This is a genomic window from Ruegeria sp. CDSB029 (genome assembly GCF_059611125.1).
This window is the reverse complement of sequence record NZ_JBXWOX010000024.1, coordinates 1-25478: the sequence shown is the minus strand read 5'-3', so window position 1 is coordinate 25478 and position 25478 is coordinate 1. Positions and strand designations below refer to the sequence as shown.

At 55.8% G+C, this 25478-nt stretch carries 33 protein-coding genes and 2 pseudogenes; 15 read left to right on the top strand and 20 right to left on the bottom strand.

The genetic code is table 11. The annotated features are described in order from the left end of the window. Nucleotides 1–27: 27 nt before the first annotated feature. On the bottom strand, nt 28–798 hold the full coding sequence (locus AC2FI8_RS21055) for a nuclear transport factor 2 family protein (RefSeq protein WP_496780846.1): 771 nt from the start codon (nt 796–798) through the stop codon (nt 28–30). Nucleotides 799–890: 92 nt separating this feature from the next. Here AC2FI8_RS21055 and AC2FI8_RS21050 point away from each other — a divergent pair, with 92 nt between their 5' ends. After that, entirely contained in the window at nt 891–1256 is a 366-nt protein-coding gene (locus tag AC2FI8_RS21050) for a winged helix-turn-helix transcriptional regulator (RefSeq protein WP_496780845.1), read from the top strand. An 11-nt stretch (nt 1257–1267) separates the two neighbouring features. Here AC2FI8_RS21050 and ygiD read toward each other — a convergent pair whose 3' ends face one another. The 4 genes from ygiD to AC2FI8_RS21030 form a co-directional block, all read right to left on the bottom strand. Continuing rightward, nucleotides 1268–2086, bottom strand: a complete 819-nt coding sequence (ygiD, locus tag AC2FI8_RS21045; protein WP_496780844.1) for a 4,5-DOPA-extradiol-dioxygenase — start codon at nt 2084–2086, stop codon at nt 1268–1270. A 65-nt stretch (nt 2087–2151) separates the two neighbouring features. Further along, a complete protein-coding gene (locus AC2FI8_RS21040) occupies nt 2152–2562 on the bottom strand; it encodes an antibiotic biosynthesis monooxygenase family protein (protein ID WP_496780843.1) in 411 nt (136 codons plus the stop codon). A gap of 92 nt (nt 2563–2654) precedes the next feature. Next, the gene (locus AC2FI8_RS21035; protein WP_496780894.1) at nt 2655–3632 is read right to left on the bottom strand and encodes a glutathione S-transferase family protein; all 978 of its coding nucleotides are present in this window, start codon (nt 3630–3632) and stop codon (nt 2655–2657) included. A gap of 57 nt (nt 3633–3689) precedes the next feature. Next, entirely contained in the window at nt 3690–4100 is a 411-nt protein-coding gene (locus tag AC2FI8_RS21030) for a DoxX family protein (protein WP_496780842.1), read from the bottom strand. Nucleotides 4101–4268: 168 nt separating this feature from the next. On the opposite strand from AC2FI8_RS21030, the gene AC2FI8_RS21025 reads away from it, so the two are divergent. After that, nucleotides 4269–5168, top strand: coding sequence for a LysR family transcriptional regulator (locus tag AC2FI8_RS21025; RefSeq protein ID WP_496780841.1), 900 nt, complete (start codon nt 4269–4271; stop codon nt 5166–5168). 261 nt (nt 5169–5429) lie between these two features. Here AC2FI8_RS21025 and AC2FI8_RS21020 read toward each other — a convergent pair. Continuing rightward, nucleotides 5430–5573, bottom strand: a pseudogene (locus tag AC2FI8_RS21020) (IS30 family transposase); the annotation flags it as partial. 32 nt (nt 5574–5605) lie between these two features. Between AC2FI8_RS21020 and AC2FI8_RS21015 the strand changes: the two are divergent. After that, nucleotides 5606–6640, top strand: coding sequence for an IS110 family RNA-guided transposase (locus AC2FI8_RS21015; RefSeq protein WP_496780840.1), 1035 nt, complete (start codon nt 5606–5608; stop codon nt 6638–6640). 378 nt (nt 6641–7018) lie between these two features. Here AC2FI8_RS21015 and AC2FI8_RS21010 read toward each other — a convergent pair whose 3' ends face one another. The 6 genes from AC2FI8_RS21010 to AC2FI8_RS20985 all read right to left on the bottom strand — a co-directional run bounded on the left by AC2FI8_RS21010 (nt 7019) and on the right by AC2FI8_RS20985 (nt 11308). After that, the gene (locus AC2FI8_RS21010) at nt 7019–7699 is read right to left on the bottom strand and encodes an IS6 family transposase (protein WP_496780839.1); all 681 of its coding nucleotides are present in this window, start codon (nt 7697–7699) and stop codon (nt 7019–7021) included. 57 nt (nt 7700–7756) lie between these two features. Further along, nucleotides 7757–8191, bottom strand: coding sequence for a transposase (locus AC2FI8_RS21005; protein ID WP_496780838.1), 435 nt, complete (start codon nt 8189–8191; stop codon nt 7757–7759). Between the two features lie 241 nt (nt 8192–8432). Further along, the gene (locus AC2FI8_RS21000; RefSeq protein WP_496780837.1) at nt 8433–9353 is read right to left on the bottom strand and encodes a cation diffusion facilitator family transporter; all 921 of its coding nucleotides are present in this window, start codon (nt 9351–9353) and stop codon (nt 8433–8435) included. Further along, nucleotides 9343–10113: a transglutaminase-like domain-containing protein gene (locus AC2FI8_RS20995; protein WP_496780836.1), complete on the bottom strand. Its 771-nt coding sequence runs from the start codon at nt 10111–10113 to the stop codon at nt 9343–9345. The genes AC2FI8_RS21000 and AC2FI8_RS20995 overlap by 11 nt, the downstream gene beginning before the upstream one ends. A gap of 105 nt (nt 10114–10218) precedes the next feature. Beyond that, a complete protein-coding gene (locus tag AC2FI8_RS20990; protein WP_496727249.1) occupies nt 10219–10764 on the bottom strand; it encodes a c-type cytochrome in 546 nt (181 codons plus the stop codon). 115 nt (nt 10765–10879) lie between these two features. Next, a complete protein-coding gene (locus AC2FI8_RS20985; protein ID WP_323804412.1) occupies nt 10880–11308 on the bottom strand; it encodes a MerR family transcriptional regulator in 429 nt (142 codons plus the stop codon). A 172-nt stretch (nt 11309–11480) separates the two neighbouring features. Here AC2FI8_RS20985 and AC2FI8_RS20980 point away from each other — a divergent pair, with 172 nt between their 5' ends. Genes AC2FI8_RS20980 through AC2FI8_RS20945 form a run of 8 tightly spaced genes read left to right on the top strand, consistent with a single transcriptional unit; the run spans nt 11481 to nt 15683 of the window. Further along, a complete protein-coding gene (locus AC2FI8_RS20980; protein ID WP_496780835.1) occupies nt 11481–12077 on the top strand; it encodes an SCO family protein in 597 nt (198 codons plus the stop codon). Nucleotides 12078–12085: 8 nt separating this feature from the next. Beyond that, the gene (locus tag AC2FI8_RS20975; protein ID WP_496780834.1) at nt 12086–12499 is read left to right on the top strand and encodes a disulfide bond formation protein B; all 414 of its coding nucleotides are present in this window, start codon (nt 12086–12088) and stop codon (nt 12497–12499) included. Next, complete coding sequence (locus tag AC2FI8_RS20970) at nt 12496–13155, top strand: DsbA family protein (protein WP_037210200.1); 660 nt, start codon at nt 12496–12498, stop codon at nt 13153–13155. Before AC2FI8_RS20975 ends, AC2FI8_RS20970 begins: the two co-directional genes overlap by 4 nt. A gap of 25 nt (nt 13156–13180) precedes the next feature. Then, entirely contained in the window at nt 13181–13642 is a 462-nt protein-coding gene (locus AC2FI8_RS20965; protein WP_052071533.1) for a copper chaperone PCu(A)C, read from the top strand. Then, nucleotides 13642–14268, top strand: a complete 627-nt coding sequence (locus AC2FI8_RS20960) for an SCO family protein (protein ID WP_496780833.1) — start codon at nt 13642–13644, stop codon at nt 14266–14268. The genes AC2FI8_RS20965 and AC2FI8_RS20960 overlap by 1 nt, the downstream gene beginning before the upstream one ends. Next, nucleotides 14265–14714, top strand: a complete 450-nt coding sequence (locus tag AC2FI8_RS20955) for a DUF411 domain-containing protein (protein WP_496780832.1) — start codon at nt 14265–14267, stop codon at nt 14712–14714. The genes AC2FI8_RS20960 and AC2FI8_RS20955 overlap by 4 nt, the downstream gene beginning before the upstream one ends. Before the next feature lie 26 nt (nt 14715–14740). After that, nucleotides 14741–15523, top strand: coding sequence for a ZIP family metal transporter (locus tag AC2FI8_RS20950; protein ID WP_425046811.1), 783 nt, complete (start codon nt 14741–14743; stop codon nt 15521–15523). Between the two features lie 10 nt (nt 15524–15533). Next, nucleotides 15534–15683, top strand: a complete 150-nt coding sequence (locus AC2FI8_RS20945) for a hypothetical protein (RefSeq protein WP_496780831.1) — start codon at nt 15534–15536, stop codon at nt 15681–15683. Between the two features lie 120 nt (nt 15684–15803). On the opposite strand, the gene AC2FI8_RS20940 is transcribed toward AC2FI8_RS20945, so the two are convergent. Next, complete coding sequence (locus tag AC2FI8_RS20940; RefSeq protein ID WP_496780830.1) at nt 15804–16022, bottom strand: tautomerase family protein; 219 nt, start codon at nt 16020–16022, stop codon at nt 15804–15806. 121 nt (nt 16023–16143) lie between these two features. On the opposite strand from AC2FI8_RS20940, the gene AC2FI8_RS20935 reads away from it, so the two are divergent. Together AC2FI8_RS20935 and lspA (AC2FI8_RS20930) are read left to right on the top strand one after the other, a co-directional pair. Then, nucleotides 16144–16569 carry an acyl-CoA thioesterase gene (locus AC2FI8_RS20935; RefSeq protein ID WP_496780829.1) on the top strand — a complete coding sequence of 142 codons (426 nt, stop codon included), beginning with the start codon at nt 16144–16146 and terminating at the stop codon, nt 16567–16569. A gap of 160 nt (nt 16570–16729) precedes the next feature. Further along, nucleotides 16730–17065, top strand: a pseudogene (gene lspA, locus AC2FI8_RS20930) (signal peptidase II); the annotation flags it as partial. Here the strand turns inward: lspA (AC2FI8_RS20930) and AC2FI8_RS20925 are convergent. The 5 genes from AC2FI8_RS20925 to AC2FI8_RS20905 form a co-directional block, all read right to left on the bottom strand. After that, entirely contained in the window at nt 17056–17532 is a 477-nt protein-coding gene (locus AC2FI8_RS20925; RefSeq protein WP_496780893.1) for a L,D-transpeptidase family protein, read from the bottom strand. The pseudogene lspA (AC2FI8_RS20930) and the gene AC2FI8_RS20925 sit on opposite strands and share 10 nt — an antisense overlap. A 126-nt stretch (nt 17533–17658) precedes the next feature. Next, a complete protein-coding gene (locus tag AC2FI8_RS20920) occupies nt 17659–19062 on the bottom strand; it encodes a TRAP transporter large permease (RefSeq protein ID WP_496780828.1) in 1404 nt (467 codons plus the stop codon). Then, nucleotides 19022–19543 carry a TRAP transporter small permease subunit gene (locus tag AC2FI8_RS20915; RefSeq protein WP_232279250.1) on the bottom strand — a complete coding sequence of 174 codons (522 nt, stop codon included), beginning with the start codon at nt 19541–19543 and terminating at the stop codon, nt 19022–19024. The genes AC2FI8_RS20920 and AC2FI8_RS20915 overlap by 41 nt, the downstream gene beginning before the upstream one ends. 37 nt (nt 19544–19580) lie before the next feature. Beyond that, nucleotides 19581–20090 (bottom strand): signal peptidase II, encoded by a 510-nt coding sequence (gene lspA, locus AC2FI8_RS20910; protein WP_058314162.1) that lies wholly within the window; start codon nt 20088–20090, stop codon nt 19581–19583. Beyond that, complete coding sequence (locus tag AC2FI8_RS20905) at nt 20087–20935, bottom strand: cation efflux transmembrane domain-containing protein (RefSeq protein WP_037207713.1); 849 nt, start codon at nt 20933–20935, stop codon at nt 20087–20089. Before AC2FI8_RS20905 ends, lspA (AC2FI8_RS20910) begins: the two co-directional genes overlap by 4 nt. A gap of 56 nt (nt 20936–20991) precedes the next feature. On the opposite strand from AC2FI8_RS20905, the gene AC2FI8_RS20900 reads away from it, so the two are divergent. Then, on the top strand, nt 20992–21342 hold the full coding sequence (locus tag AC2FI8_RS20900) for an ArsR/SmtB family transcription factor (protein WP_058314138.1): 351 nt from the start codon (nt 20992–20994) through the stop codon (nt 21340–21342). Between the two features lie 292 nt (nt 21343–21634). On the opposite strand, the gene AC2FI8_RS20895 is transcribed toward AC2FI8_RS20900, so the two are convergent. Next, the gene (locus tag AC2FI8_RS20895; RefSeq protein ID WP_496780827.1) at nt 21635–23977 is read right to left on the bottom strand and encodes a heavy metal translocating P-type ATPase; all 2343 of its coding nucleotides are present in this window, start codon (nt 23975–23977) and stop codon (nt 21635–21637) included. A gap of 252 nt (nt 23978–24229) precedes the next feature. On the opposite strand from AC2FI8_RS20895, the gene AC2FI8_RS20890 reads away from it, so the two are divergent. Beyond that, nucleotides 24230–24499 (top strand): hypothetical protein, encoded by a 270-nt coding sequence (locus AC2FI8_RS20890; protein WP_496780826.1) that lies wholly within the window; start codon nt 24230–24232, stop codon nt 24497–24499. A 38-nt stretch (nt 24500–24537) separates the two neighbouring features. On the opposite strand, the gene AC2FI8_RS20885 is transcribed toward AC2FI8_RS20890, so the two are convergent. Further along, complete coding sequence (locus tag AC2FI8_RS20885) at nt 24538–25200, bottom strand: L,D-transpeptidase (RefSeq protein ID WP_496780825.1); 663 nt, start codon at nt 25198–25200, stop codon at nt 24538–24540. Between the last annotated feature and the right edge of the window lie 278 nt (nt 25201–25478).

Here is a 25478-nt window from a genome sequence, read left to right as displayed (position 1 = left end):
TAAGCCTGCTGAGACTAAGTCGGGCGTTCAGAACTTGCCGTTATCGTGTGCCATCTCTGATGGGATTTCCGAGATCACGTCCCAATGTTCGACGATTTTGCCATCCTCAACACGGAATAGATCGAAAAACGCAGTCGGGGTTCCAGCCAGGGTGCCTTCCGACGCGGTAAAGACAAAGCTGCCTTCGGCAACGACCAGATGGGTCTCATCGTATTCCATGGTGACGCCCTGCTCGGCCCAGGCGGTCAGAGCTGCACCCAAACCATCCAGACCGTCAGCAATCTGGCTATTGTGTTGGGTATAGGTTTCCGTCGAAATGAAGTCGGTGATTTGATCACCTTTGCCATCACGCAGAATCGTGTTTACGAAATCGACTACCAACTCTTTGTTTGCTTCGGTCTTATTCAGATCGACGATCTCGACTGCACCATCGGTTTGCGTGTGACCAGATGGGTTGGGTTCGGTAACGGCCGCCAGATTGTCCCAATGCTCGACAACTTTGCCGTCCTCGACACGAAACACGTCAAATCCAACCAAAGCGTCGGCACCAAAGGCCTGAGCATTGGTATATGTGTTGTGCAAGACGACCAGATCACCCTCTGCCAATACTCGGTGCGTGGTTACCTCTATACCGCTTTCTTTCAGACCGGGGATAAAGCCCACAATTGGTGCCGCACCGGTCGGAACCGCCGGGTTGTGCTGGATATATCCCGACGCAAGAAGCTGCTCGGCGGCTTCGGGGTCGAAGTTGGTGAAAATGGCAGCGACGGCGTTCAGGACGATTTCTTTGGGGGTCATTTCCGGTTCCTTTGATTCTCGGTTGCGTTGTTGTGCGCTTTAGGTATCATTTCCGCACCAAGTATCAATTACGCACTATAAAGGAACCAGGTATGCTCCCGGTAACTGCGACGACCGACCAAGAAGGCAAATTGTGTCCGGTTCGAAATGTCCTCGCCAACGTGACAAGAAAATGGCAGACGTTGCTGCTGCTGGCGCTTGAAGATGGTCCGATGCGTTTTGGCGAGCTAAAACGGATAATTGGGGACATCACCCAAAGGGTACTGACTGAAAACCTGCGTTCAATGGAGCGCGATGGCTATATCACACGCACTGTGCATTCCGGACCACCCCTGGCAGTCACTTACGAACTGACAGAATTGGGCAAAGATCTGGTGGATGTCATGAAGCCCCTCGTTTTATGGGCTCAGGACCATTTCGAAAGGGTTGAAGAAGCTCGCGCCTTGTATGACGGCTGACATGCACTTGGTTAGTAGAAAACGAAACTACGCATCGAAATGCTTCCTATATCGATCGACTCGTTGGTGAACATGAGTTGATCTTTGACATCTGCGGCTCCGGCGATTGTCAAGGCCGGAACATAATGGTCTACAGTTGGATGTGCGCGGGACAAAAGAGCACCCAACGCACTTCGATCCGCCATGGCCCGGAAATTTCTGTTTTCCAGAAACGCGGAGACGCGCGTGTCGAACTCCGTCGCCCAGTCATATGGAGCGGCCCCCATCCGCATGTCGCGAAGGTTATGCACGATATTTCCGCTACCCAGGATCAGCACCCCCCGGTGACGCAATTCGGCAAGGGCCTGCCCAACCGACAAATGCCAATCCAAATCCCGTGTCATATCGATCGACAACTGAAAAACCGGTACGTCAGCGTTGGGATACAACCAGTTCAGAACCGACCAGGCTCCGTGATCCAGACCCCAGGTTTCGTCGCCTTCGGCATGGTGGCTGGCCAGCAGAGAGATCACCTCTGCCGCCATTTTCGGATCGCCACTTGCCGGATATTCCTGCTGGTACAATTCGTTCGGAAACCCGAAAAAGTCATGTATTGTGCGCGGTGCCGCTGACACGTCCACCAAGGTCGTGCCTCGTGTCATCCAATGGGCTGAGACCACCAGAATCGCCTGAGGCCGTGGCAGGGAATGACCAAGGGCGGCCCATTTGCGCGAATGAGACGTTTCCTCGATAGCATTCATTGGATTTCCGTGTCCCAGGAACACAACCGGCATTCGATCAGATGTCGCAAAAGCATCTTTCAGTCTTTCCAATTTCAGATCGATGCCCATAACGGGGCCTTTCTTGTTACGGTGGGGATTAGTGTGCCACCAATTCGGACGGCCCTCCGCCGAACTTATTGCGCTACTGTATAGCGCGTCATAGTCATGGAATCGGCGTCCAGCTTGGCAACAAAGTCCGCTGCTGCGGCAGCATCCATGAAGGATGCCATGGATGCGTCGGCCGCATCGGTGCTTTCCCAATAAACGACAACCAGCCACGCGCCATTCTCGCCTTTGGCAGACTGACGAGCCACAAAACCGGGTTGTTTCGAAACGTGCTGCTCTTCTACAGCTTGATCAAGCGCGGAAAACTCTTCGTAAGTAACGCCGTCCTTGAGATTGAAATTCACAATCTCAATTATTTTGGCGCCCCCCAGATCCTGGGCGTCAGCCGGAGCCGCCGAAAGCAGTGCTGACGCTATAAGTGCCGTAACCACTACAACTTGACGAATTTTCGAACCGAAGGCTGAATTGACTATAGTCATGGTCGTGTCCTTTCAATTGGAATATTTTCTGGCAAAGCCGCCAGATGACGAGGTAAACAAGAACAAGCGTCCTTCCCGTCCGACGAACTCGGCTAATTCTGCTTAGCTGACAGGATGGATTGTTCTAAGTCTTCTGGTCCTTTCGGGACAATTCCCGATGGATTGAGAGCGGATAGTGAATTGTAACCGCCCTTGATGTGATCGAGGTGTACGGTTTCAGCCACGCCTTCCACGTTCAACACATTGTGCATGTGCTCATGCAGATGCGGGTAGTCCGCCAAACGTTTCTTGTTGCATTTGAACAGACCGTAATATGCCGCGTCGAACCGAATTGACGTGACAAAAACCCGGATGTCCGTTTCGGTCAGAAAATTGCCAAACAGAAATTTGCGCCCGCCGGACAACTGTTCTTCAAGTTCGTCCATTTCACTAAAGAGCTGATCAAAAGCTTCTTCATAAGCCTCCTGGGACGAAGCGAAGCCACATTTGTAAACGCCGTTACTGTAGAATTTGTAAACCCGGGCATTCAGGCTATCGATGTCTTCTGCCAGATTTGCAGGATACAGGTCGGGAGTGCCGGGGGCGAATTCAGCAAAGGCACTGTTGAACATCCGCACGATATCTGCACTTTCATTGTTCACAGCCTGCCCAGTATTGGTGTCCCACAACAGCGGAACAGTCGCACGTCCTGTAAATCCAGCGTCAGCGCGCGAGTATATTTCGTGTAGGTACTTTGAGCCAAACAAGTGATCGTCTGTTGCTCCGGGGAAAGCACTAAAGGCCCACCCTTCGTCAGTCATTTTTGGTGAAACTATGGAAACGGAAATCAGATGCTCGAGCCCTTTGAGCTTTCTCGTTATCAGTGTCCGCGATGCCCAGGGACAGATATAGCCAACGTACAGATGATATCTTCCGGGTTCAGCTTTAAAACCACCTCTGCCGGTCGGGCCGGCACTACCATCCGGAGTGATCCAGTTTCGAAATGTCGAGGTCTGTCGGACAAAGCGCCCCTTTTCGTCCGCTTTTTGGACAGGATCCCAGGATTTTGACCATTTTCCGTTAATCATCATGACAGCACCTCCGTGGGGGTGAAACGCCGACACTAATCGCTGGCGCAATCAGTACGTTCAGGAGTTCTTTGCGCGCCGAGTTGTCAGGACGTATTTCCCCTCATCCAACAGAGCCACTCCCAGCATGACTGCTGCCCAGAACACAGGAAATTCCCAACCGCCACCTTCATTTGCAAACATCCAACCGTTTGAGCCATGCGCGGTAAAGGCCGCACCCAAAAGAATTGGAATCGTAACCAGTGCGGCGATCCGCGAATAAACACCGAGTATCAGCGCTGCCGCAGCACTCAGCTCAACAAGAATTACCACATATCCCAGAACTCCGGGCAATCCGAGCGAAGCGAAATAACCTGCAGTTCCCGCTGGTGTGAAAACCAAGACCTTCAGCAGTCCATGTGCCAAAAAAAGAATGCCAGTACTCAAGCGCAAAAGAAGTGCCGCCAGATCGGTTCCGTTTTCGAGTTTCATTTTCGTCTCCTGTTAAATCGATCACTTCGCCGGCATCTGTTGCTGGTTCACTTGCAGGAAGCAGCTGAACCGGCCGTAGCCATATTGGGTCGGCTATGAGTTAGACCCGCTTTAATTCCCAAAAAAGGTACCTATTGGCGAATAACTGTCACCGTAGTATTCACAATCATGGACTTGATCGATGGCATGAAAACTTTTGTGGCGACTGTGGAAAGCGGGTCCTTTACGGCTGGCGCGGAACGGCGCGGAATCTCAAAGAAACTGGCAAGCAAATACGTGGCTGAGTTAGAGACGCACATTGGTGTAAGGCTGCTGAACCGAACCACCCGAAGTCTGTCCCTAACGGAATTAGGCCAGCAGTATTACTCCGGATGCATCAATCTACTCACGTCATTGGAGAGCCTGGAGAATGATCTTAAAAGTGGAAGTAATCTACTGACGGGCACATTGCGCATTGCTGTACCGTTGGATTTTGGACGTGCTGTCATCGTTCCGATCGTAGATGAATTCAGCAGGCAAAATCCGGACGTCACCGTCGAGATCAACATGAGCGACCGCTTTGTCGACATCGTTAACGAGGGCTACGACCTCGCTATTCGGGCGGGCGTTCACCAGGATTCCTCGCTTGTATCCCGACTGCTGGGAAGGATGGACATCTGGCTGGTCGGAGCGCCGTCTCTGTTTGAAGGCAAGCCGCTTCCAATTGCCCCCACGGACCTAAATCAATTCCCGACCTTGCAAGATTTAAACTTTCGTGCCGGAGGCTTGTGGCGATTTCGCAAAGGCAAAAATGTAACGAAATTTGCGCCCAACCCCAGTATCCAGATCAACAGCGCCCAGTCCATCCGAGACTTGGCACTATCTGGCCGGGGTCTTGCATGTTGCCCGGATCTTTTTGTGGCCCGCGATGTGGAGGAAGGGCGATTGATACGTCTTCTGCCTGACTACAAACTTCAGACCAGCGAAATCAGAATTCTCTTTACCAGTGCCCGGCATGTTCAAAGAAAAACACGCGTGTTTGTCGATTTTCTGGTTCAGAGGTTTCCTGCCAGAGGTCTCATGAAATGACTGATTAGGTCAGGATTCCTAACCAGTAAAGGTTCTGTTGCGAAGTTTCTTGCTGAGTGCAGGTACCGCGCTGCCCCTGCGGGTTAAGCAGCCAATTCCGCAAATTGACGGAACGGACAGGTTCCAGGCGTGAACATGACCTTTCAGGTTGTTTGCAAACCCACGATGGCACACCGAGGCCAGTGGGGGCGTCTACATCATCAGAACCGCTCACTATACTGGGTTGTCCACAAATTTGAGTGTCCGCTTTACGCTGCCGATTCAACCGATCGCTGCAACACACTCTTCGAACTTCTCTGCCGGTGAGAAGTAATTCAAGGTCTTTCTGGGCCGCTCGTTGAGTTCGCGAGCGACGGCATCGAGATGCTGTTGGGTGTGCACGGAGAGGTCAGGTTCTCGATAGAATGCAGTGATTGCTGCAATCTTAGGAGAACGAGATGGATTACTTTGTTGGTTTGGACGTATCGCTGCGGTCGGTTGCTGTCTGTGTTATCGATGTGGATGGCCGAACGGTTTTTGAGCGTGCGGTCCCGTGTGAGATCGATGACATCACAGGTTGTCTGGCGGACTTCGCTGCCCGTGATCTTCGGATCGGGTTCGAAGCTGGCGCCATGAGCCAACACCTATTCTTTGGATTACGGGAGGCTGGGTTCAGCGTCGTCTGCATGGAGGCTCGGCAAGTGAATGCGGCGCTTTCGGCCATGCGCAACAAGACCGACAAATCAGATGCACGCGGGATCGCCAACGTGCTTCGGTCTGGCTGGTTCAATCCTGTCCACATGAAGAGCCGGGAGGCGCACGCCGTGCGTGCGCTGCTCAGCAGCCGCAAAGCAGTCCAGCGAAAATGCATCGATCTGGCAAACGAGATACGCGGGCTGTTCCGGATCTTTGGGTTGCGCCTGCCACCTCGTATCGACCAGGCGTCCTTTGATGAGAAGGTGCGTCCCATCATCAAAGCAGACCCAGACCTATCACATGCATTGCTGCTGCTTTTGGATGCCCGAGCGGTTCTCTTCTCCACCTACCGGGAACTGGATCGACGCGTGAAGCGGATCGCCAGCAATGATGAGACCTGTCTGCGCTTCATGGCAATCCCCGGCGTCGGGCCAATAGCAGCTCTGACCTTTAAAGCGGCAGTGGATGATCCCAAACGCTTCACCAGTTCAAGAACAGTCGCCGCGCACTTTGGCCTGACACCGAGGCGCTACCAGTCAGGGGAGATGGACAACCCCGGCCGTATCTCGAAGGCAGGCGACGCCGATGTTCGATCCGCGCTCTACGCTGCAGCGAACGCGATGATGATGCGATCGGTTGCCAGCTCAGAGATCAAGTCGTGGGGTTTGCGGCTGATGCGTCGGAAAGGCCGTCGGCGCGCCGTCGTCGCTGTCGCTCGAAAGCTCGCGGTCGTGATGCACCGCATGTGGGCCGACAACACCGAATTCCGTCAACGACCTTTGGAGGGTACCGCATGAACTGAACCTCCAAAGATCAATGACGGGATCGTCCCTCACCGGACGAGGTCCGCGGATGACGCCGAAAACGGCTGCTGCGCCACTTGAAGCGCGAGACTAAGCTGGGCGCTCCGCGACCGATCCGACACATGCATGCAGCGGTCCAACCGAACCGGACCAGTAATGACTGCGAAGAGAAGCTTGACCCGGATGAGAGACATGATCCCAAATGACGGAAACGAAACGATGAAATGAACTTGACCCGAACGCCCGATTAGAGAAACTGCCGTTCGTTCAAATCTTCAACATCTGGACTTCAGAGCAAAGCTGACTCATTGTGAACGCAGGTTTTGTTGCGAAGTTTCTTGCTCACCGAAAAGATCACGCTGTACCTGCGGGTTAAGCAGCCAGTTCCGCGAATTGACGAAACGGACAGATTCCGGGCGTTAGTTGACCTTTGCGGATCATGTGTGCCACTTCGATTCCGTCCAGCGTTGCCGCTGCTGAATCGAAGGCTTTGAACCCCAACATTGGTCGAGTGCGTCTCTTGATAAAACGATGGTCCTGTTCGACGATGTTATTGAGGTATTTCCGCCTGACCATCTCGATTGGTATCGGGCAACCAAAGCCTTTCAGCATCTTGTTGATTGCTTTGATACCAGCGGTGTTGGCGCCACTTTTGTCGATGACGATTTTTCGTGGAAGACCATTGCATTCCAACATTCGGGCAAAGAATTTCGTGGCGGCAGGTTTGTTACGACGTCGTGAAAGCATGAAATCAAGTGTCTTGCCGTGTTTGTCGACGGCTCGGTAGAGATAGGCCCACGCACCTTTTACTTTGATGTAAGTCTCGTCCATTCTCCAGGAACGGTCGCATGGCCCTTTGCGGCGACGTGCTGCTTCAGCGATTGCGCCGGAATACCGTGTTACCCAACGGTTCAGCGTGGTGTGATCCACTGAAACACCACGTTCTAACATGATTTCCTCAAGATCACGGTACGACACGCCGTATCGAACATAGAAGAAAACCGCGAACAGGATCACGTCCTTCGGATATTGCGCGCCTTTAAAGGAGATCATGAGCTGGCTTTCAACTAATTAGGATCGAAAGCCATTCACGCGCTAAACCCAAGTGCGTCAACAGTCAAAAGTTTGCAACAGAGCCAACCCCGCCTGGTTGATCACGCGGTCGAGCTCCTGGAACAGCGAATCGAGCGCATCAGCCTTGATCAACGCCTCGCGGAAATCCCATAGGGTATTCGCGTCAGGCACGGTGTCCGCGATCCCGAGCCCACAGAAACGCATCCAGCTGAGCCGGTCCCTGACCATGCGTTCGGTCGCCTCGAGGCTGAGGCCGTGCAGGCTTTGCAGCACCAGCATTCGGAACTTTAGCACAACGTCCAAAGCGGGACGCCCGCCCTTGGCGCTGCGTGCTTCGCCTGCCGCCCGTTCAAGGATTGGCCGGAAACGTTCGAAATCCACCGTGGCATTCAGCGTCTCAAGCGGGTCGCCGCCCGCCGAGATCTCCGCCAACCGGTCATCCACACTCCAGAACCCTGCTTGCTCGGCCATGAACCCCTCCTCCCGTCTTCAGAAGTGAATCATGACCGAAGCTCGTCAGCCAGAGGTTTTCGGAGCTGTCCAATTATCGAATCAAATAATGAGAAGGTCGGCACCCAAACAAGTATTGGTGTGATGGCACTGTACTGCTGGGGCGGCCAGATGCGACGTTCTGGGTAAGCGATTGACCAAAGTATCGAACCAAGCGTGGCCGCAGCAATTCCTAAACCCAAGAAAACCAAGTTAGTTTCCATCAGGTTCCTGCCTTCTCATGCCCATAGAGTTTCGCGCCCTCGTGCGCATTTTTCTGATCTTCCAATTCGAGCGTGGAGTGCCGGATACCGAACTCTTCGGCAAGGCGCTCCTTCACAACAGCTTTGATCTTTTCGCCGGACGCGTCATCAGCTGTCACGACATGGCAGTCCAATGCCGCTTCGTTCTCTTGCATCTGCCACAGATGAACGTGGTGGACATCATGGACCCCGTCGACCTCCCTGATTGCAGCAACAACGGCATCGTTGTCGATGTCGGGTGGGCTTCCGAGCATCAGGATACGAATGGGGCCACCAATTTCAGTGACGGCGAGATAAAGTATGTAGAGCGCGATGCCGATGGTGATCGCCGGATCGACCCACCACATATTATAGAGCAGGATGAGCGAGCCGCCGATGATCACCGCAACAGAGGCCAACGCGTCTGACAGATTGTGCAGGAAAAGCGCCCGGATGTTCACGCTGCCCTTTTGCATCGAATACGTCAGCAGCGCTGTCAGCGTGTCGACAACCAGCGCCACCGAGCCCAGGATCACCACGGTCCAACCGGCCACTTCGGTTGGCTCGATCATGCGCATTCCGCCCTCGTAGATGAGATAGACACCAACGAGGATGAGGGTGGTGTAGTTGATCAAGGCAGCGACGACTTCGATCCGGCCATAGCCGAAGGTCATGCGTTCGTCGGCGGGGCGTCTGGCGATCTTTCGCGCAGCAAAGGCGATCACTAAGGATGCCATGTCCGAGAAATTGTGCAGCGCATCCGCAATGAGAGCGAGGCTGCCGGACAAGATCCCGCCGATGATCTGCGCAACGGTTAATAGCGCGTTGGCCCAGATCGCGATGGAGACACGGCGGTCCCCCGAAGCGGGATCGATATGCGCGTGGCCGTGATCATGAGGCATGACGGGATTCTTCGTGTTTATGGTTGGGCAACGCCAAGCCAGGAATTTGCGGTACGCTACCGGACCGAATATGGCGCACGCGGGCATTCATCCAATGGCGGATGATATGACGATACGGCAAGTCCTTTACCAAACTAAACGACTGCCGATGGTTGACGTAAAAATCGTCGGGCGCGTTGAAGGTACCGAAGTCCTGAACGATGCCTGTTTCCTGGATATAGGTGTCGCCACCTGTCCACTCCACTGGCGGGGCCTGCAGGGAATCAGTCCCTGCCCCGTATCCGCAAAGGCTGGTGGTCCCGGAAAATGTGGATTGGAGAGATGACAGGAACGCAGCGTCGAGAATAAACCCCTCGAGGTTTACCCAACCTGTCTCGGTCTCCACCTCGACCCAGGAATGAATGATCTCTTCCGGTGCGAGGGGAAAGACCAGTTCCGGAACGACACCGCGTTGCAGCGCCTTGTGAATAGTGAAGCCGTGAAGACGGCAGCGGACACCAACCGCGCGCAACAGCGCCATCAAAAGCGTGCCTTTGGTGTTGCATTGACCAAAGCCATCAGCGAGCACCTCGGCGGCTGAGATATCGTCTGAGCGGTTGTAACCAAAGGCAATTTCATTGCGCACGAAATCGTAGACAGCCCCGATCCGATCATGTGTCGACGGGGTGTTCCAAGCTCTAGCCTTGACCAGTCGTGCAATTGACGGATGGTCGAAGTTCAGGATTGGGGTTGGTGCAAGTAACGGTTCAGCGATTGTCATCGGCACTCTCCTTGATTCGATTTAGGAGAGTTGTAATTGCTATAGTTACTGTAGCTTCAAGTACCAAATTTGCTAGCTAATCCAGCGTCAATGTCAGGCAGTGCCCTACGGAAAACCCGCGCGCATGTATGCAATTATTTTCCAGACGTCGTCTTCGCTTAGTACTTCTTCAAAAGCTGGCATATCAGTTCCAAAACGCTCACCGCCTTCGAAGATCGCCCAGAGAAGGTACTCGTCTCCCGCCATAGGCATTTGCACGAATCTTTGCAGAAGAGCCGGGGACGGAACCAAAGAGCGTCCGGCCTCACCATCTCCGAGGCCTTTTGCGCCATGGCAACTTGCACAGGAATTCGAATAGAGCGCCTTACCGTCCGCGATGATCTGTGCCGTGCCCCGCACCGTACTGCGGGCACCGCGATAGGCTGTGGGAACCCCTTCGTTCATGTACGTCCAATGCCGCTGCATGCGCATTTGTTGTCCGGGCCCCATGTTGCCCCAACCCCAACCTTGCATGTGATCGGACCCCATTTGGCCGGAACTCATCCGACCGTGCCCCCACCAGCCGCCATTATTCTGTTGGGCCAATGCGCCAATTGACCCGACACTAATTGCCGCGACTACGGCGAGACTAAGAAATGTTCTCTGCTTCATGGCGGGTCGCTCCTATGGTTGGTAATTCCTCTCGACAAAACTGACACCGAAACTGATCTACGTCATTGAGACAGATCAACTGCGGGCAAAGAGCGAATGCACAGCGTTGCAGAGTTTAGGCGCCAATCTCATCGTGATCAGTCAGACACTCCGAGTGATCGCGCAAAACCTCGAGAACCTTACAGTCGGCCGTATTGCCCCCGCTGCATTCGTGGATCATGCGCTTCAGCTCGGTGCGCAGCGCCTTCAAGCGGTCCATCCGCAACTCGACCTGCTTGAGTTGCCGGCGCGCGATGGAATCGGCCTCATGGCATGAGCGATCCGGATTGTCGCTGAGATCGAGAAGTTCGCGGATCGCTTCGAGGGGAAACCCTAACTGTCGCGCATGCCGAATAAAGGACAGGCGGTCGACTTCAGCATCGCCGTAGCGCCTCTGTCCCCCCTCTGTCCGACCGGGCTCAGGCATCAACCCGATTTGTTCATAGTACCGGATGGTCTGAACCTTCGTTCCGGTCTTCTTTCCCAGGTTTCCGATTGTCAGCATGCAACCTCCATATCTATAGTTTTGGTAGCTATAGCTATTGGTATGCGCAAGCCAGTCTTGCAATCACGGGTCCGTGACGCACCGTCTCTGTGTAAAGAAACAGCTTGAACCTCTAGCTACTAGAACATTTACAAGGCTCAAAAAATGGATGGAGTCAGGCGCAATTCTAGCAATGAGATTATCAGTATTTCAGAAAGTACTATGGGTCCTCGCCGCGATCGCGATCGTGGGGTTCGTCTGGCTACAAGTTTCTTCCAAAGGCGAACAGCGAACGGGTGAGCCTGCGTTCCGCGCAGATTTTGAACTGACCGATCACCATGGCATGGTGCAGACGGACGAAGATTTCGCGGGACGCTGGATGCTCGTTTTCTTCGGATTTGCGAATTGCCCCGATGTGTGCCCAACGACCCTAGCCGAAGTTGCCGCCGTAATGGATGCACTCGGTTCAGATGCGACCCAAGTCCAGCCGCTCTTCATTTCGATTGATCCGGAACGTGACACGCCGCAAAAACTAGCGGAATTTGTCCCAGCGTTTGACGCAAACATAATTGGGCTGACCGGTACACCCGATCAGATCAAACGCACGTCTGAGAGTTTCCGCGTTTACTTTGAGAAGATCGAGGAAGCCGCCTCCCCTTACGGCTATACGATGGGGCATTCCTCCCAGCTCTTTCTCTTTGACCCGCAAGGCGGATATGTCGGGGCCTGGACATACGGCACGCCAGCGGAGGAGATCCTTTCCGATCTAAAGGCGCGGATGTCGATATGAGCCGGGTGATGTCAAAAGTTACGGCTTTGACCGCCGCCTGGATCGTCGCTTTGGGGAGTTCCCTGGCCGTGCTCTATATCGGTGAGGTTTTAGGGCAGGCTCCGTGTCATCTATGCTGGTTCCAGCGCGCCTTCATGTTCCCTCTGGCCGTCATTCTGGGCCTCGGTCTCTGGTGGGAGGATCATCGAGTCGGTCGCTACGGTGTTGCGCTCGCCGTTGGTGGGGCCGCCATCGCACTCTGGCATCTGGGCCTTTATACTGGAATTCTCCCGGAACGCATCCAACCCTGCACGGCGACCGGTCCATCCTGCACCGATGACAATCAGGTCTTTCTCGGCATGCCGATCCCGCTTCTGTCGTTAACCGCCTTCGGGCTGATCGCGATCCTGTCAATTCTCTCCCTCAAGGAGGAGCGCAAATGAAAAACAAATCCATAGTTCTATCGGTCCTTCTCGTTGGCCTTGCGATCTTTGCCGCCGCCATTTGGTATCAATCCCGCCCTGCCCCGGTGGCTCAAGTCGAGCCGGTCCAGCCCGAAATCGCAGAGGCGTTAACCCGGCCCTATTCTCCGATCCTCGGCCCGGAGGAGGCCCCTGTCACCATCGTCGAGTTCTTCGATCCGGCTTGCGAAGCGTGCCGCGCCTTCCATCCGATTGTGAAGGGCATATTGGCCGAACATGACGGCGCAGTCCGTGTCGTGCTGAGATACACGCCGTTTCACGGAGAAGGCTCAGAAGAAGCCATTCGTGTCCTTGAGGCCGCACGGATGCAAGGCGTCTTCGAGCCGGTGCTAGAGGCGCTCCTCGAGTATCAGCCGCGTTGGGCGTCACATGGTGCGCCGGCCCCCGGCCTGATCCTTGGGATTGCAGAGCAAGCTGGCCTGGACCCGGAAGCTGCTAAAACCCAAATGATGGCGCCTCAGACCGTTGGCGTCCTCAATCAAGATCGCGCGGATGTGGAGGCGGTTGGCGTGCGCCAGACCCCCACCTTCTTCGTAAACGGCAAGGCCCTCGATCCTTTTGGCGCTGACGAGCTGCGCGCCCTTGTTGCAGCGGAAGTCGCGGCGAGCGGATCGTGACCAGAGAATTTCAAGGAACAAACCGATGAAATCATCTTCCGCCATTGGCATTGTATTCAGTATCTTGGTCGGGCTCCCTACAGCCTCAATTGCAGGGTCGGAAGACGTCGTGGTCGAAGACGCGTGGGCTCGCGCGTCCATCGGCACCAACCGTCCGGGCGCGGCCTACATGACTGTGCGCAATACAGGCCCCGATCCGGTAACATTGGTGGGGTTGGAAACGCCGCTCGCCATGATGCCGGACATCCATGAGACGACGACCGATGCAAATGGCGTCAGTTCCATGGGCCCAGTCGGTGAAATCACCATCCCAGCGGGCGAAAGTGTTTCGCTGGAACCAGGTGGCATGCATGCCATGCTGATGCGGTTGCAAACGAAGATGGTCGAAGGCGAAACCTTTCCGCTGACGTTGCGCTTTGCCGATGGCGGGATGTTGACAGTTGATGTGCCCATTCTGGGTATCGCAGCGCGTGGGCCGGAGGGTTGATGAACCGAAGAACCCTTTTCACTTATGGTGCCGCAATAAGCGGGGCGCTTGCGCTCACGCTATTTATCGGCTGGTGGCAGGTGGACGGTCCTGGCGCGCCTGAACCTGTAGCTCAGCGACCCTTGCCGCTCACCCAGATGGAATTCCAGATGACCGATCAAGGCGGTGCAACCGTCGGACCCGCGTCGCTTCTGGGCAATCCATCCATGGTGTTTTTTGGCTTCACATACTGCCCCGATGTTTGCCCCACCACATTGTCGGATATCTCTGGCTGGCTTGACGATCTTGGGGACGACGTCGCGGAGATGAATGTCGTGTTCATCACGGTCGATCCGGAGCGCGACACCGTGGACGCCATGGCAGAGTATGTCAGCTATTTTCACCCAGCGATCCAGGGGTGGACCGGAACGCTGGATGAAACGGCACGCGCCGCAGCAGGCTTCCGCGCAAGCTATGAGAAAGTCGCCGTTGAAGGTGGCGACTACACGATGGACCACACAGCGAGCGTTTTTCTGTTCGATGCTGAGGGACAGTTTGCCGGTACCATCGACTACCATGAATCACGAGAATTCGCGGTGCCAAAAATCCGGCGTGTTCTCGTAAAACCCGGAGAAAAAACGTCATGAAGCTGTTCGCGCTCGCAACTATGCTTTCACTCGGCATCGCCTCAACTGCTTTCGCCGAAGCAACGCCAATCGATGTCAAGAAGACCAACGGCTGTGGGTGCTGCCTTGCGTGGATGGAGCACCTTGAAGAGAACGGCTTTGCGCCCACCGGCGAAGACATGTTTGCTGGGCTTCTCGTCCGCTTCAAACTCGACATCGGCGTTCCGCAACGCATGGTGTCCTGTCACACGGGCCTCATCGAGGGGTACGTGATCGAGGGCCATGTGCCCGCAGATGATATTCGCAGGTTGCTCAGCGAGAGACCGGACGCTGTCGGCCTCGCGGTGCCAGGCATGCCGCTTGGATCACCCGGCATGGACCAGAGCCGCTGGCGCGAAGCCTATGACGTGTTTCTCATCAACAACGACGGATCGACGGAAGTCTTCTCCAGCTATCCTGGCAACTGACTTCAACAATGTAGAAAGACCTGAATTTGGATACTCTCTCCCCCATCATGCTCGGATTTCTGGGCAGCCTGGCTGCTGGATCACTGACAGCCGTTGGCGCCATACCCGTGCTCTTTGGGCGGATTCCATCGCGTGCAACACGTGACCTCTCGCTAGGATTTGCAGCGGGTGTCATGCTCGCGGCGTCGTTCTTTTCGCTGATCATTCCCGCCCTAGACGCCGCTGACGCACGCTACGTGAACGGAGCAGCGCCGGCAGCCATCGTCTGCGTGGCTATTCTGCTGGGAATGGGTGCCGTTGCCCTGATGAACGAGAAACTGCCGCATGAGCACTTCAGCACGGGTCGTGAAGGGCCGGAGGCGGCATCGCTCCGCCGCGTTTGGCTATTCATTATTGCCATCACGATCCACAACTTCCCCGAAGGACTGGCCGTAGGTGTTGGCTTTGGGGCAGAAGGTGTTTCTGGCGGTCTGCCGCTTGCAATCGGGATCGGACTACAGAACGCACCCGAAGGATTGGCCGTAGCTGTATCGCTTCTTGGGGAGGGGTACTCGAAATTCCGCGCTTGGGGGATCGCCGCTCTGACAGGCATGGTCGAACCTATCGGTGGTCTGCTCGGGGCGGGGATTATCACGATCTCTGAACCGCTTCTGCCCTGGGGACTGGCCTTCGCAGCAGGTGCGATGCTCTACGTCATCAGCCATGAAATCATCCCCGAGACGCACAGAAGCGGGCACCAGAACAAGGCCACGCTGGGCCTGTCGATAGGACTCGTCTTGATGCTATTCCTTGATGTCTGGCTCGGCTGAGGCGATGAACATGATGAGGACCCGCCTTATCGGACTTCTCAGCGCCTCAGTCGCACTTCTGGCAGATCAAGTCACAAAAATGGTCGTCGTTGGAAATGCCTCGGTGCTCGCAAGAGGCATCGACGTTTTTCCCGGATTTGACCTAGTGTTCTGCATCTGACATATGGTTCCCGATGGAAGCGGGGCATCCGACACGGGTCCGGTATTCGTGAGCAAAACCGTCAGATGACGGCTAAGAGCCCAAAGCTGCCGAAAACTGACTCCGTCCTAAGATGCTTTGTCAACCACGGGCGCGCATCTCCAAAGCGTCTTTTGTTGTTAGAATGTTTCCCGCGTAACCCCATGAGCCGCTGCTCACTTCTAGCAACCGGACAGACGTTCCATTTTGTATTGTTTGCCCGGCGACTTCTCCAAAGGCCTTGGTGACATTTTGTATTATCCTGCCTTTTTCTTCTTCCGAAAACACGCCTTCAAGCACCTGAATTTCAATTGAGGGCATCGCACACTCCATTTCATAAGACTTACCAAAATGCTGATCTATACTTGGCCGATTGTTCCACAAGATGACATGCAATGCCCATTCTAGTAAGAAACCAACGCAGTTCGAGAGGAGCATCCGCATGTCAGCAATGGTTTCATTTCGCTCGGTCGTTGATCCAACGGATTGCGATTTTCTTGGACATATGAATGTTTCGAGGTACTTCGCCGCATGTTCCGACGGTGTACTAGCCATTCAATCTGAAATGGGGTTAACCGCAAACGATATGCGAACGGGACGCCGGGTTTCATTCGCCGTAGTCAACGCAAAAAGCGATTTCCGCGCAGAGCTTACCGCTGGCGATTCGATACGGCTGGAGACGGAAGTTGTAGCGATTGGTTCTAAATCCATGACCTTTAGACATCGGCTTTTTCGAGCTGACGGCAACAAGATGGCGTTTGAAACCGAATTCAAATGCGTACTGCTAAGCCTCGAAACCCGCCAAGCTACAGAGATACCCGACGATGTTCGCGAACGTGCAACCAAATGGTTGGAGAACCCAACCTGAATGACCAGAAAGTCCCGAATTGTCGTGGTTCACTCGGACCAAACCTAGTGCCGTACATCAAACGGCGGCTTTGTCCCGCATAGCCGACACCCGGAAGTACGCCCAAAGCGCCGAGACCGCATAACACGCAAGCTGGGACTCTTGCGTCAGGTGCAGAACACTAGTGTTTTTTCGAAACGATGGCGTGACCTTTGGTATGCTTGCGGGTTTCCCTTGGCGGGGACTGACTTTGCTTGCACTTGGCATCTGCTGCGGGTTGTTCCTGTTGCTTTTGCGAACCCAAAGCCAGCTTGAGGCAATTGCCTATGGAGCGATCATCGGTGGCGCGCTTGGGAATATCCTGGACCGTGTCCAGTTTCGGGCTGTGACAGACTTTCTGGATTTCCACATAGGCGACCTACACTGGCCTGCGTTCAACCTTGCGGATGTTTTCGTCGTCGGTGGTGTTGCTATTTTGCTCCTGGCCCCGTTCTTACGGTCAAACCGTCAAGCGTAAATATCAATTGGCGTGCCATCGCGTACCATCGCGTAGACATCTTCGATTTGTCGATCCGTGACGGCGATGCAGCCGGCCGTCCAATCCTGCTTGTTCGTCGGATCGATACCTTTTCGGGGGCCTCCATGGATGAAGATGTCGCCGCCGGGCGACTTGCCTTGCACCTCAGCAAAGGCAACGTCCGCTTCGTTTGGGTAGGAAATGCCGACAGACAGATGAAACAGGCTATCGGGATTGCGGCGATCGATGGTGTACGCCCCCTCAGGAGTGCGGCCATCGCCCTCGAATTGCTTGTGTCCTTCCGGCGCGAAGCCAAGGCCGACCGGGTACATTTTTAGCACGCCTTGCGTGCCATCAAGGACCAGAAGTCTTTCCGACTTGTAAAGGCGCACGCGCGTGACTTCCGGACCGTTGTACGAACGGAATTTGCTCGCACATCCAGCAAGGAATGCGGCTATACCGCTCATGAGAAGAAAGCGCCTTGGAAACTTGAAACTCATCGCTGCTCGATGTCCTTTGTGGACGAATTATTTTGTTAAAGACTATCGTAATACTGAATTCAGATCAATCGCAGCCGATACCCGCTGCATGAGTCACCGCTGGATCAATTGCGGCGCATCCGCATCCCCAAGGGACATTTCAGGCAGCCAAGTGATAAGCTGAGGAAACGAGATCAGCGCCACGATCAATACAATCTCAATGGCAACAAGAGGTACCGCTCCGCGATAGATATCGGATAGGTTGATACCCTTCGGTGCCGCCATCTTAGCAAAAAACAGGGCATAGCCGAAAGGAGGCGTCAGGAAGGACGTTTGCAAGGCCAACGCAATCAGGCCAGCGATCCAGATCTGCGCAAAGTAGGCAGAGCCGACGTGATCTGCGAAGTCGAGCTCTGAAATAATCGGCATCAGTACGGGTACAAAGACCAGCAGCACCTCGATCCAGTCAAAAACAAACCCAAGTATGATGATCACGCCAAGGAGGATCGCCAACAGTTCCCACCGGGTGAGATCGAATGCGGATATCCACTCGAAGATGACGTCCGGTCCACCGACCAGGTGGAAACTGAGCGAGAATACCGATGCGCCCAATACGATGAAGAAGACCATCGACGTCATCGTGCTTGTCTGCACCGTGACAGAGTTCAACGATGAGAAAGACAAGCGCTTTCGCGCCAGCGCGACCAATAGCGCGCCAAAAACCCCTACTCCAGCCGCCTCTGTTAGTGTCGCAAAGCCCAGAATGATGCTGAGCGGAATGGATGCGATGACCGCGACAGACGCGAGTACAAACAAGAGGTCTGACACAAGATTGGTCTTGGGTGTGTCCAGCGGGATTTCGACCGTTTTTCTCAAGGTGACCGCAAAGTAGACCGCGAAGGCCATGACCATCAGAAGCACAGGTACGATGAGGGCCACATACATCAATCCGATGCGCAGATAGAACACGTTCGAGATGAAGAACAGCATCACGGCTGGCGGGAACACGACACCCAATGCTCCAGAAGCTGCGACAGCGCCTCCTGCGGTTCGCGGTGCGTAGCCCGACGCCATCATCGGGGCATAGGCCACCAACGCCACAGTTATGACGGAAGCACCGATCACCCCGGCGGCGGGCGCAAGAACGAGGCCGATCAGCAAAGTCGCAATGGCGTAGCGACCGGGAACGCCTGTCAGAAGACGCCCCAGCAAGCGAAACATGGTTTCGGCAATCCCGCTGGCATTCAGGATCAGGCCAAGAAAAATCAACATTGGAACGCTGGTGAATTGGACTGATTCATTGGTCAGTACACCACGGGCCCGCAGGTAGATCAGCCCCAGATGCTGAAAATCAGTGATCCCCACCCAAACCGCAGCGACAAACCCCAAGAAGCCTGTCCCCGCGAGCACCAGCGCCACCGGAAAGCCACTGAAAACCCCAATCGCCATCACGACAAGCATGGCAACCGTGAGGACCTCATTCACCATTGTGCAGGCCGCTTGCTTGTTCCGGTGCACCTTGCGCACGTCTCCCTGTCAGAAAGGCGATGTTGCGAAGGGCTACGATCATCCCGGCAAGAGCCAGCAAGATGGGGCCGATGACCCCGGCAATGCGTTGTGCCCACAACTGGGTTTCCGCGTATTTCGTGGTGCGCATCAAACCGTCCCATCCGTAGTAGGTCAGGATGGCGGCGAGCGGCAGAAGGACAAAAAGGCCGCCAATCAGTTCGATCCAAGCAATGCGGCGGGCGGACCAATGTCTGCGAAGAACATCAACGCGCACGTGACCGTCGCGCAGATAGGTATACCCAAAGGTCAAGAAAATTAGGATGAACAGCAGTGACGTGGACAGGTCCGGCAAATAGCTCGACACGCCAAGTTGTAGCTTGCGATCCAGCATCTGAAGCGCGCCATAAGCAGCAATCGAAACAACTGTCAGCCACGCAGTCACGACGCCGATGCCGCGAATGCCACGGTCAATCCAATCCAAAAATCTCAAGCCGAATTCCCTCCCAAAGTTCTTTGCCTGTTAGCTGTTATCCCCCCGTGACATCTCCCTTGCGATTGTCTTGTTCCCGATTTTCCGGCCTGACTTTCGAGGTGCGAAAGCTGTCCCAGAACAGCAATGCTGCCCCACAAAAGATCGCCACGTCAGCCAAGTTGAAGGACGGCCAGTGGTATGACCCGTAATGGAAGTCGAGAAAGTCAGGGACGGCCTGATAGCGCAGACGGTCAAGGATATTGCCAAGCGCGCCTCCGATGATCAGACCGAGCGCCGCACCTGTCAGCCTGTCCGGAGCCTTCCACAGCCAGATCAGCAGCCATGCCACGACCACGGCAGCAAGTGCGACCAGACCCCACCAGGGTACGACCCCGCCGAGCATACCGAAGCTGACCCCATCGTTCAAAACCCGCACGAGGTTGAGAAAGGGCAGAACCTCGACCCCGTTCTCAAGCGCCGGGGAGTTCAGGGCAAGAGCCTTGGTGCCCTGATCAACACCAAACGCGGCGATGGCGCAAAGCCCACCGAGAACGCGGCTGTTCATGCCACCGCCTTCAGATCGGCCCGCGCGTCGCGGATGATCGCCCATGACGAGTGCAGGAACAGTCCGGCGATCCCGAAGGCTACGATGAGATCGGGCCATGCGCTGCCTAGCCAAACCACCAGCCCGGCGGCGATAACGACTGCGGCGTTGCCGATGGCGTCGTTGCGCGAGAACAGCCAGACAGCGCGCATGTTCGCGTCGCCCTTGCGGTACCGCAGCAACGGCAGCACGGAGATGACATTTATCACAAGAGCAATCAGGCCCAGAATCCCCATCAAAGTGGCGTCTGGGGTTGTCGGCTCGAATGCCCTTATGATGGTCGTGCCAAAGACTCCAAGACCAAGCAGGCCGAGGAAGATGCCCTGGATCAGGGCCGACCGCGCTCGCCAAGCGAGGCTCCAGCCGATGGCCAACAGGCCGAGGAAGGTGATTGCGCCGTCGCCGATGAAATCCAACGCGTCGGCCTTCACGGCCTGTGACCCGGCAATGAACCCGCCGATCATTTCAAGAACGCCATAACCAACATTCAGGATCACAACGATCCAGAGCGCGCGGCGATAGCCAGGGTCCTGATGGGCCGCACCTTGCTGAATATCTTCGTCGCTCTCGATGCGGTCAAACCCATACCCTGTTGTCTCGACGGCTTTTTCAATTTCCGGCAAGCGCGCTTCGGGAGCTGTCAAAGTCATTATGTGCGTTGCAGTAGACACTTTCACGGCGTCAGGCGCGATACCTGCAGATTGCGCCGCCCGCTCGATCTGGGCGGCATCCTTGGCGCAATCCATACCGGAAACGCGGTAACGGAAGGATGGGATATCTGCTATCGCGCTTTCTGCGTTGGCCATGATCGCAGTTCTCCTGCTAAAGTGGGAAAAGAAATAATATATCAGTGAGTAGTGATATGGATCAAATTGTCGCCTGCTGCAATAGTGGGACAACCGCTATTGAGAGAAGAGCGAAGCTGTTTCGCGGTTTTGCGGACCCAAGCCGCCTCGCGATCCTCGACGCCTTGCGCGAAGCGCCGTTGGCCGTTCATGAGATTGTGACGTGCACGAAGTTATTGCAGCCAAACGTCTCCAACCATCTCAGGTGTCTTCTGGATTGTGGGCTTGTCGCCAGCGACCGCGACGGACGTTTTATCCGCTACCGTATAAGCAGTCCGCGCATTACAGCTCTCTTGAATGATGTGGACGTCCTTCTCGACGTGGTCGCAGAAGGTGTTGATGCTTGTGACAATTATCGCGGGACATAAGCGACCTTTTTTGCTGCTCTGCCCTAACCCACCCCATGCCAGGTCAATTGCTTAGTCTGGACAAAACCCCGGCAAAACCCTTGAGGATTTGGCGGTTTTTTTGCCCTTGCCGGTTCAGGGTACGATAAGGTCGGTAGTTCCAGACAGACCGAACTCTAGCTACGGCGGGACCATTTGCCGCTTTGGTCGGTCAGGGCACCATTGACCGAGGGGCAATAGTCTGCACCCAACGTTCAATCCAATCTAACAGTTGCAAACCGCCTGCTCCCACTGGTTCTTGCCAGTCACATTGCTAGTGACCGTGCGCCAGTGCCGCCTTTGCCATTTCTTCGCCAACCTCATCGCCACCACGCGGTTCATCGTCGTTGTCGCGCGCGCGCAGCAACCGCAAGGCGTTGGCGACAACGAGAAGGGAAACGCCAACATCGGCCGCGATCGCGCCCCACATCGAGGCCATGCCGAAGGCTGTTGCCACCACGAATGCAGCCTTGGTCGCAAGCGACAGCCCGATGTTCTGCTTAATAATTGCCATGGTCCGGCGGGAATGCCCGATAAGCCATGGCACTTTGCCAATGTCGTCTGTCATCAGCGCGATATCGGCCGTTTCAATTGCGGCGTCGGATCCCACGGCTCCCATAGCGATGCCGTAATGCGCGCGCGCCATCGCCGGAGCGTCATTCACACCATCCCCGATCATCGCGACAGTGCCATATTGTGTCACCAGTTCCTCAATGGCGGTGACCTTGTCCTCGGGCAGGAGTTCGGCGCGCACCTCGTCGATCCCCACATCAGCGGCAACCGCCCTTGCCGTTGCCGCGTTGTCGCCGGTAAGCATCACGATCTTCTTGACCCCCTGCGCATGCAGACGTGCAACGATCCCCTTGGCATCGGGCCGGATCCGGTCGCGCAGCTCCAGCACACCGCTCACCCCATTGGCATCGCCGATCGCAACCAGTGTGCTCCCCGCCCCTTCGATCCGATCGCGCAGGTCTGTCGGGATACCCCCGCCAAGGCCCTTTTCCTCGGCAAACCGGTCCGAACCCAACCAGATCAATTGGCCATCAAGCTCGCCCTCAAGACCCCGACCGGGCACTGTTCGGGTCTCATCGGCGGCAGTGATTTGCATCCCGTCCTGCTCCGCCCGGGCAAGAATGGCGCGCGCAAGCGGGTGCGATGAGCGCGCCTCGAGGGCTACGGCCCGCACCATCAGATCGCGCTCGGTTGTACCGCCAAGCGGGTATATGGCGGCAACCTCAGGTTCTCCCATGGTGATCGTGCCGGTCTTGTCCATGGCCAGTGCCGTCGTGCGACCGGGCGCTTCGACATAGGCCCCGCCCTTGATCAGAACGCCATTGCGCGCCGAGGCGGCAAGGGAGGCGACGATAGAGACCGGCGTGGAGATCACCAGGGCGCACGGGCAGGCGATGACCAGCAAAACCAGCGCATTGTAGAACCAGAAACCCCAGTCGCCGCCCATAACAAGCGGCGGGGCCATGGCAATGAGGATGGCGAGCACCATCACGACCGGCGTGTAGATGCGGGCGAACTTGGCCACCCATTGTTCGACCTCGGCACGGCGCGAATGGGCATCACCCACCAGACGGATGATCTTTGACAACACCGTGTCCGTGGCAGCCTTGGTAGCCAGCACAGTCAAAGTGCCCTCGCCGTTGATCGTGCCGGCGTAGACGTCATCGCCTGTTTCTTTCGGCACCAGGGCGCTTTCGCCCGTAATGGGGGCCTGATCCACGGCCCCTGCCCCGTCGACAACTTCCCCGTCGAGGGGAATACGGTCGCCACCTCGCACGATGAACTGCGCACCAACAGCGACGGCTGCCGCGGGAACGTCGGCTTCAGAGCCATCGTCATAGAGCACCCGGGCTGTCGGTGGTGCGAGATCGAGAAGCGCCGACACAGCATTGCGCGCGCGGCCCACGCTCCAGCTTTCAAGATACAGCGAGAGCGAAAAGAAAAACGCCACCGTTGCGGCCTCGAAAAACTCGCCAAGGCCGATGGCACCGGCCACAGCGACCACCATCAATAGATTCATATCCGGTGAAAAACGGCGCGCAGATGACCACGCCTTGGGTGCGACAAGCCAGACGCCAAACAGGATCGCGCCGCCGAAAAGGGCGACTTCGACCATCGGCATTGCTGCCTCACCATGACCGGAAAAGAGACCAATGGCGCCAGCAATCCCGGTTTCGATGAGGTGGTAAACGAACCCGGCAGCCCAGAAGCCGCCACTCAACATTGTGAATAGCTTCTGCTTCTTCAGATGAGCCGCCTGATCCGCGCTGGCATCTTCAGCATCCCAGGGCTTGGCAGTCATGCCCGTTGTCGCGACGATATCGATGATTTTGTCGGAACTTGGATTCGTTCCACTATCCAGAACTGTCATCCGGGCGTTGATGACATCGAAAGCGAGATATTCACTGCCACCGACCTCGGGGCCCACGACCCGGTTCAGAATTGAAACCTCTTCGGCACAATCCAGACCGCTGACATGAAAACTGCGGCCCTCGACCACGTCGGCCTGCGCCAGCTGTGCGGCGTTCCCGCTGCCGCAACTCCCGCAGGCATCGTTGTCTGCAGGCGGATGATTGTGAGCGGTTTTAGCTCCGTCATGTGGCATGAAATATCCTCGGATTCGCATTCGTGCAAAGTGCATACGCCCTACAGTAACTAGAGGTTCAAGCAAAAAGTTCCCGTTTTGAGACAGTCGCACGATTTATGGAACGAACGCAGCCGGTCTGGACCGAACCCATTGAGTTTCTGCCACTTTTCTCAGGAAACCCGCCTATGTTCCTGCATTTGCATTGCTCAACATGCCGCTGAATGCGAGAATGGTGCATCAAGGAATTCCAACCAGCAGGTCCGTCAGACTATGTACACACGAAGCGCAATTCTTCTCACTACCGTTTTGGCGCTCGGGGCCTGCTCGGAGACCTTCTCGAATTCACAAGGCGCGTCGTCACGCCCGCCCTTGCCGGAAAACATCTTGGAATTGGCGGCACCAAATCAGGACCTCGCGACCGCTTATCTGCGGTCGGAGGACAATTGTTACTGGTACATGCACGCTGGTCCGGTTGAAACAACGCCACTGCCACTCAGGACGGCTGGCGGCAATCCAATCTGCATCAAGCCGGCCGCGTAGCTTTGGCGGTTCAATGGGCTTTTTCGCGAAGCTGGAGGCTAACTGCGCGCTGTAACGCTGTCTTCAGCGGAGTAGAGATATGCTGTCGAACCGATCGCAACCCGGGGATAGAGCTCGTTGATATGCGCCATGACCATTCGAACACATCCAGAGCTCGCCCGCCCGCCAATTGACCTCGACTGTGGTGATCCGTGGATTCGCAGATACGTGTCGCGTTGTCCGACAAACAGATATAGTGCACGCGACCCGAGGGGGTTCGTTGGTCCCGGCTCCTGGCCGTCTTCGAACTGGGCGTATTCCGGATTGCGCTCGATCATGGACTTGGTTGGCGTCCAATGCGGCCACTCGACCTTGCGTCGGATCGTGTAGGTCCCCGGCTCGTAAAGATTGCCGCGGGCAATCGCCACGCCATAGCGCATCGCTGTCCCGCCCTCTTCGATATGATAGAGATACCGCGCCACCGCATCGACATGGATGTCCCCGGGCGTCAGACCGGCCCGGGCTTCAACCCGACGCGGCAAGAAACGCGGTTGCAAACCCCAGGGGTTCGAGGTCTCGAGATCGAAATTCGCCGGTGTCACCTGCGCATCCCAGGCCGCTTTTTGCGACGCTGTCGGCCAAGTACTCGCGAGCACGGGAGATGCGATCGGTGTCGAAAAGAGTGCCGCGCTGGTCGCGATGAAATGTCGTCTCGTAAGCATTTGGTCCAGTCCCGGTTTTCTTGGTCAATTGGCGAGCCCGCGGCGCGCTCGGTTCAACCGATGGTACATTCTACATGTACTGGTAATTCAAGAAGAAAGTCTGTTTCACACGCGCTTGTGTAACGTCGGCAGGATCTCAAAGCGCGCCGTGCAGGCATTTCCAGTGAACGAGACGAACCATGCCGGTCACAAGTGACAGCTGGGTATTGCCAAGTTGTTCGCCCGGTTTGAGCAAGCTATGTCGGCGCCATGATTATCCCGAGCCACATGTCGCGCCT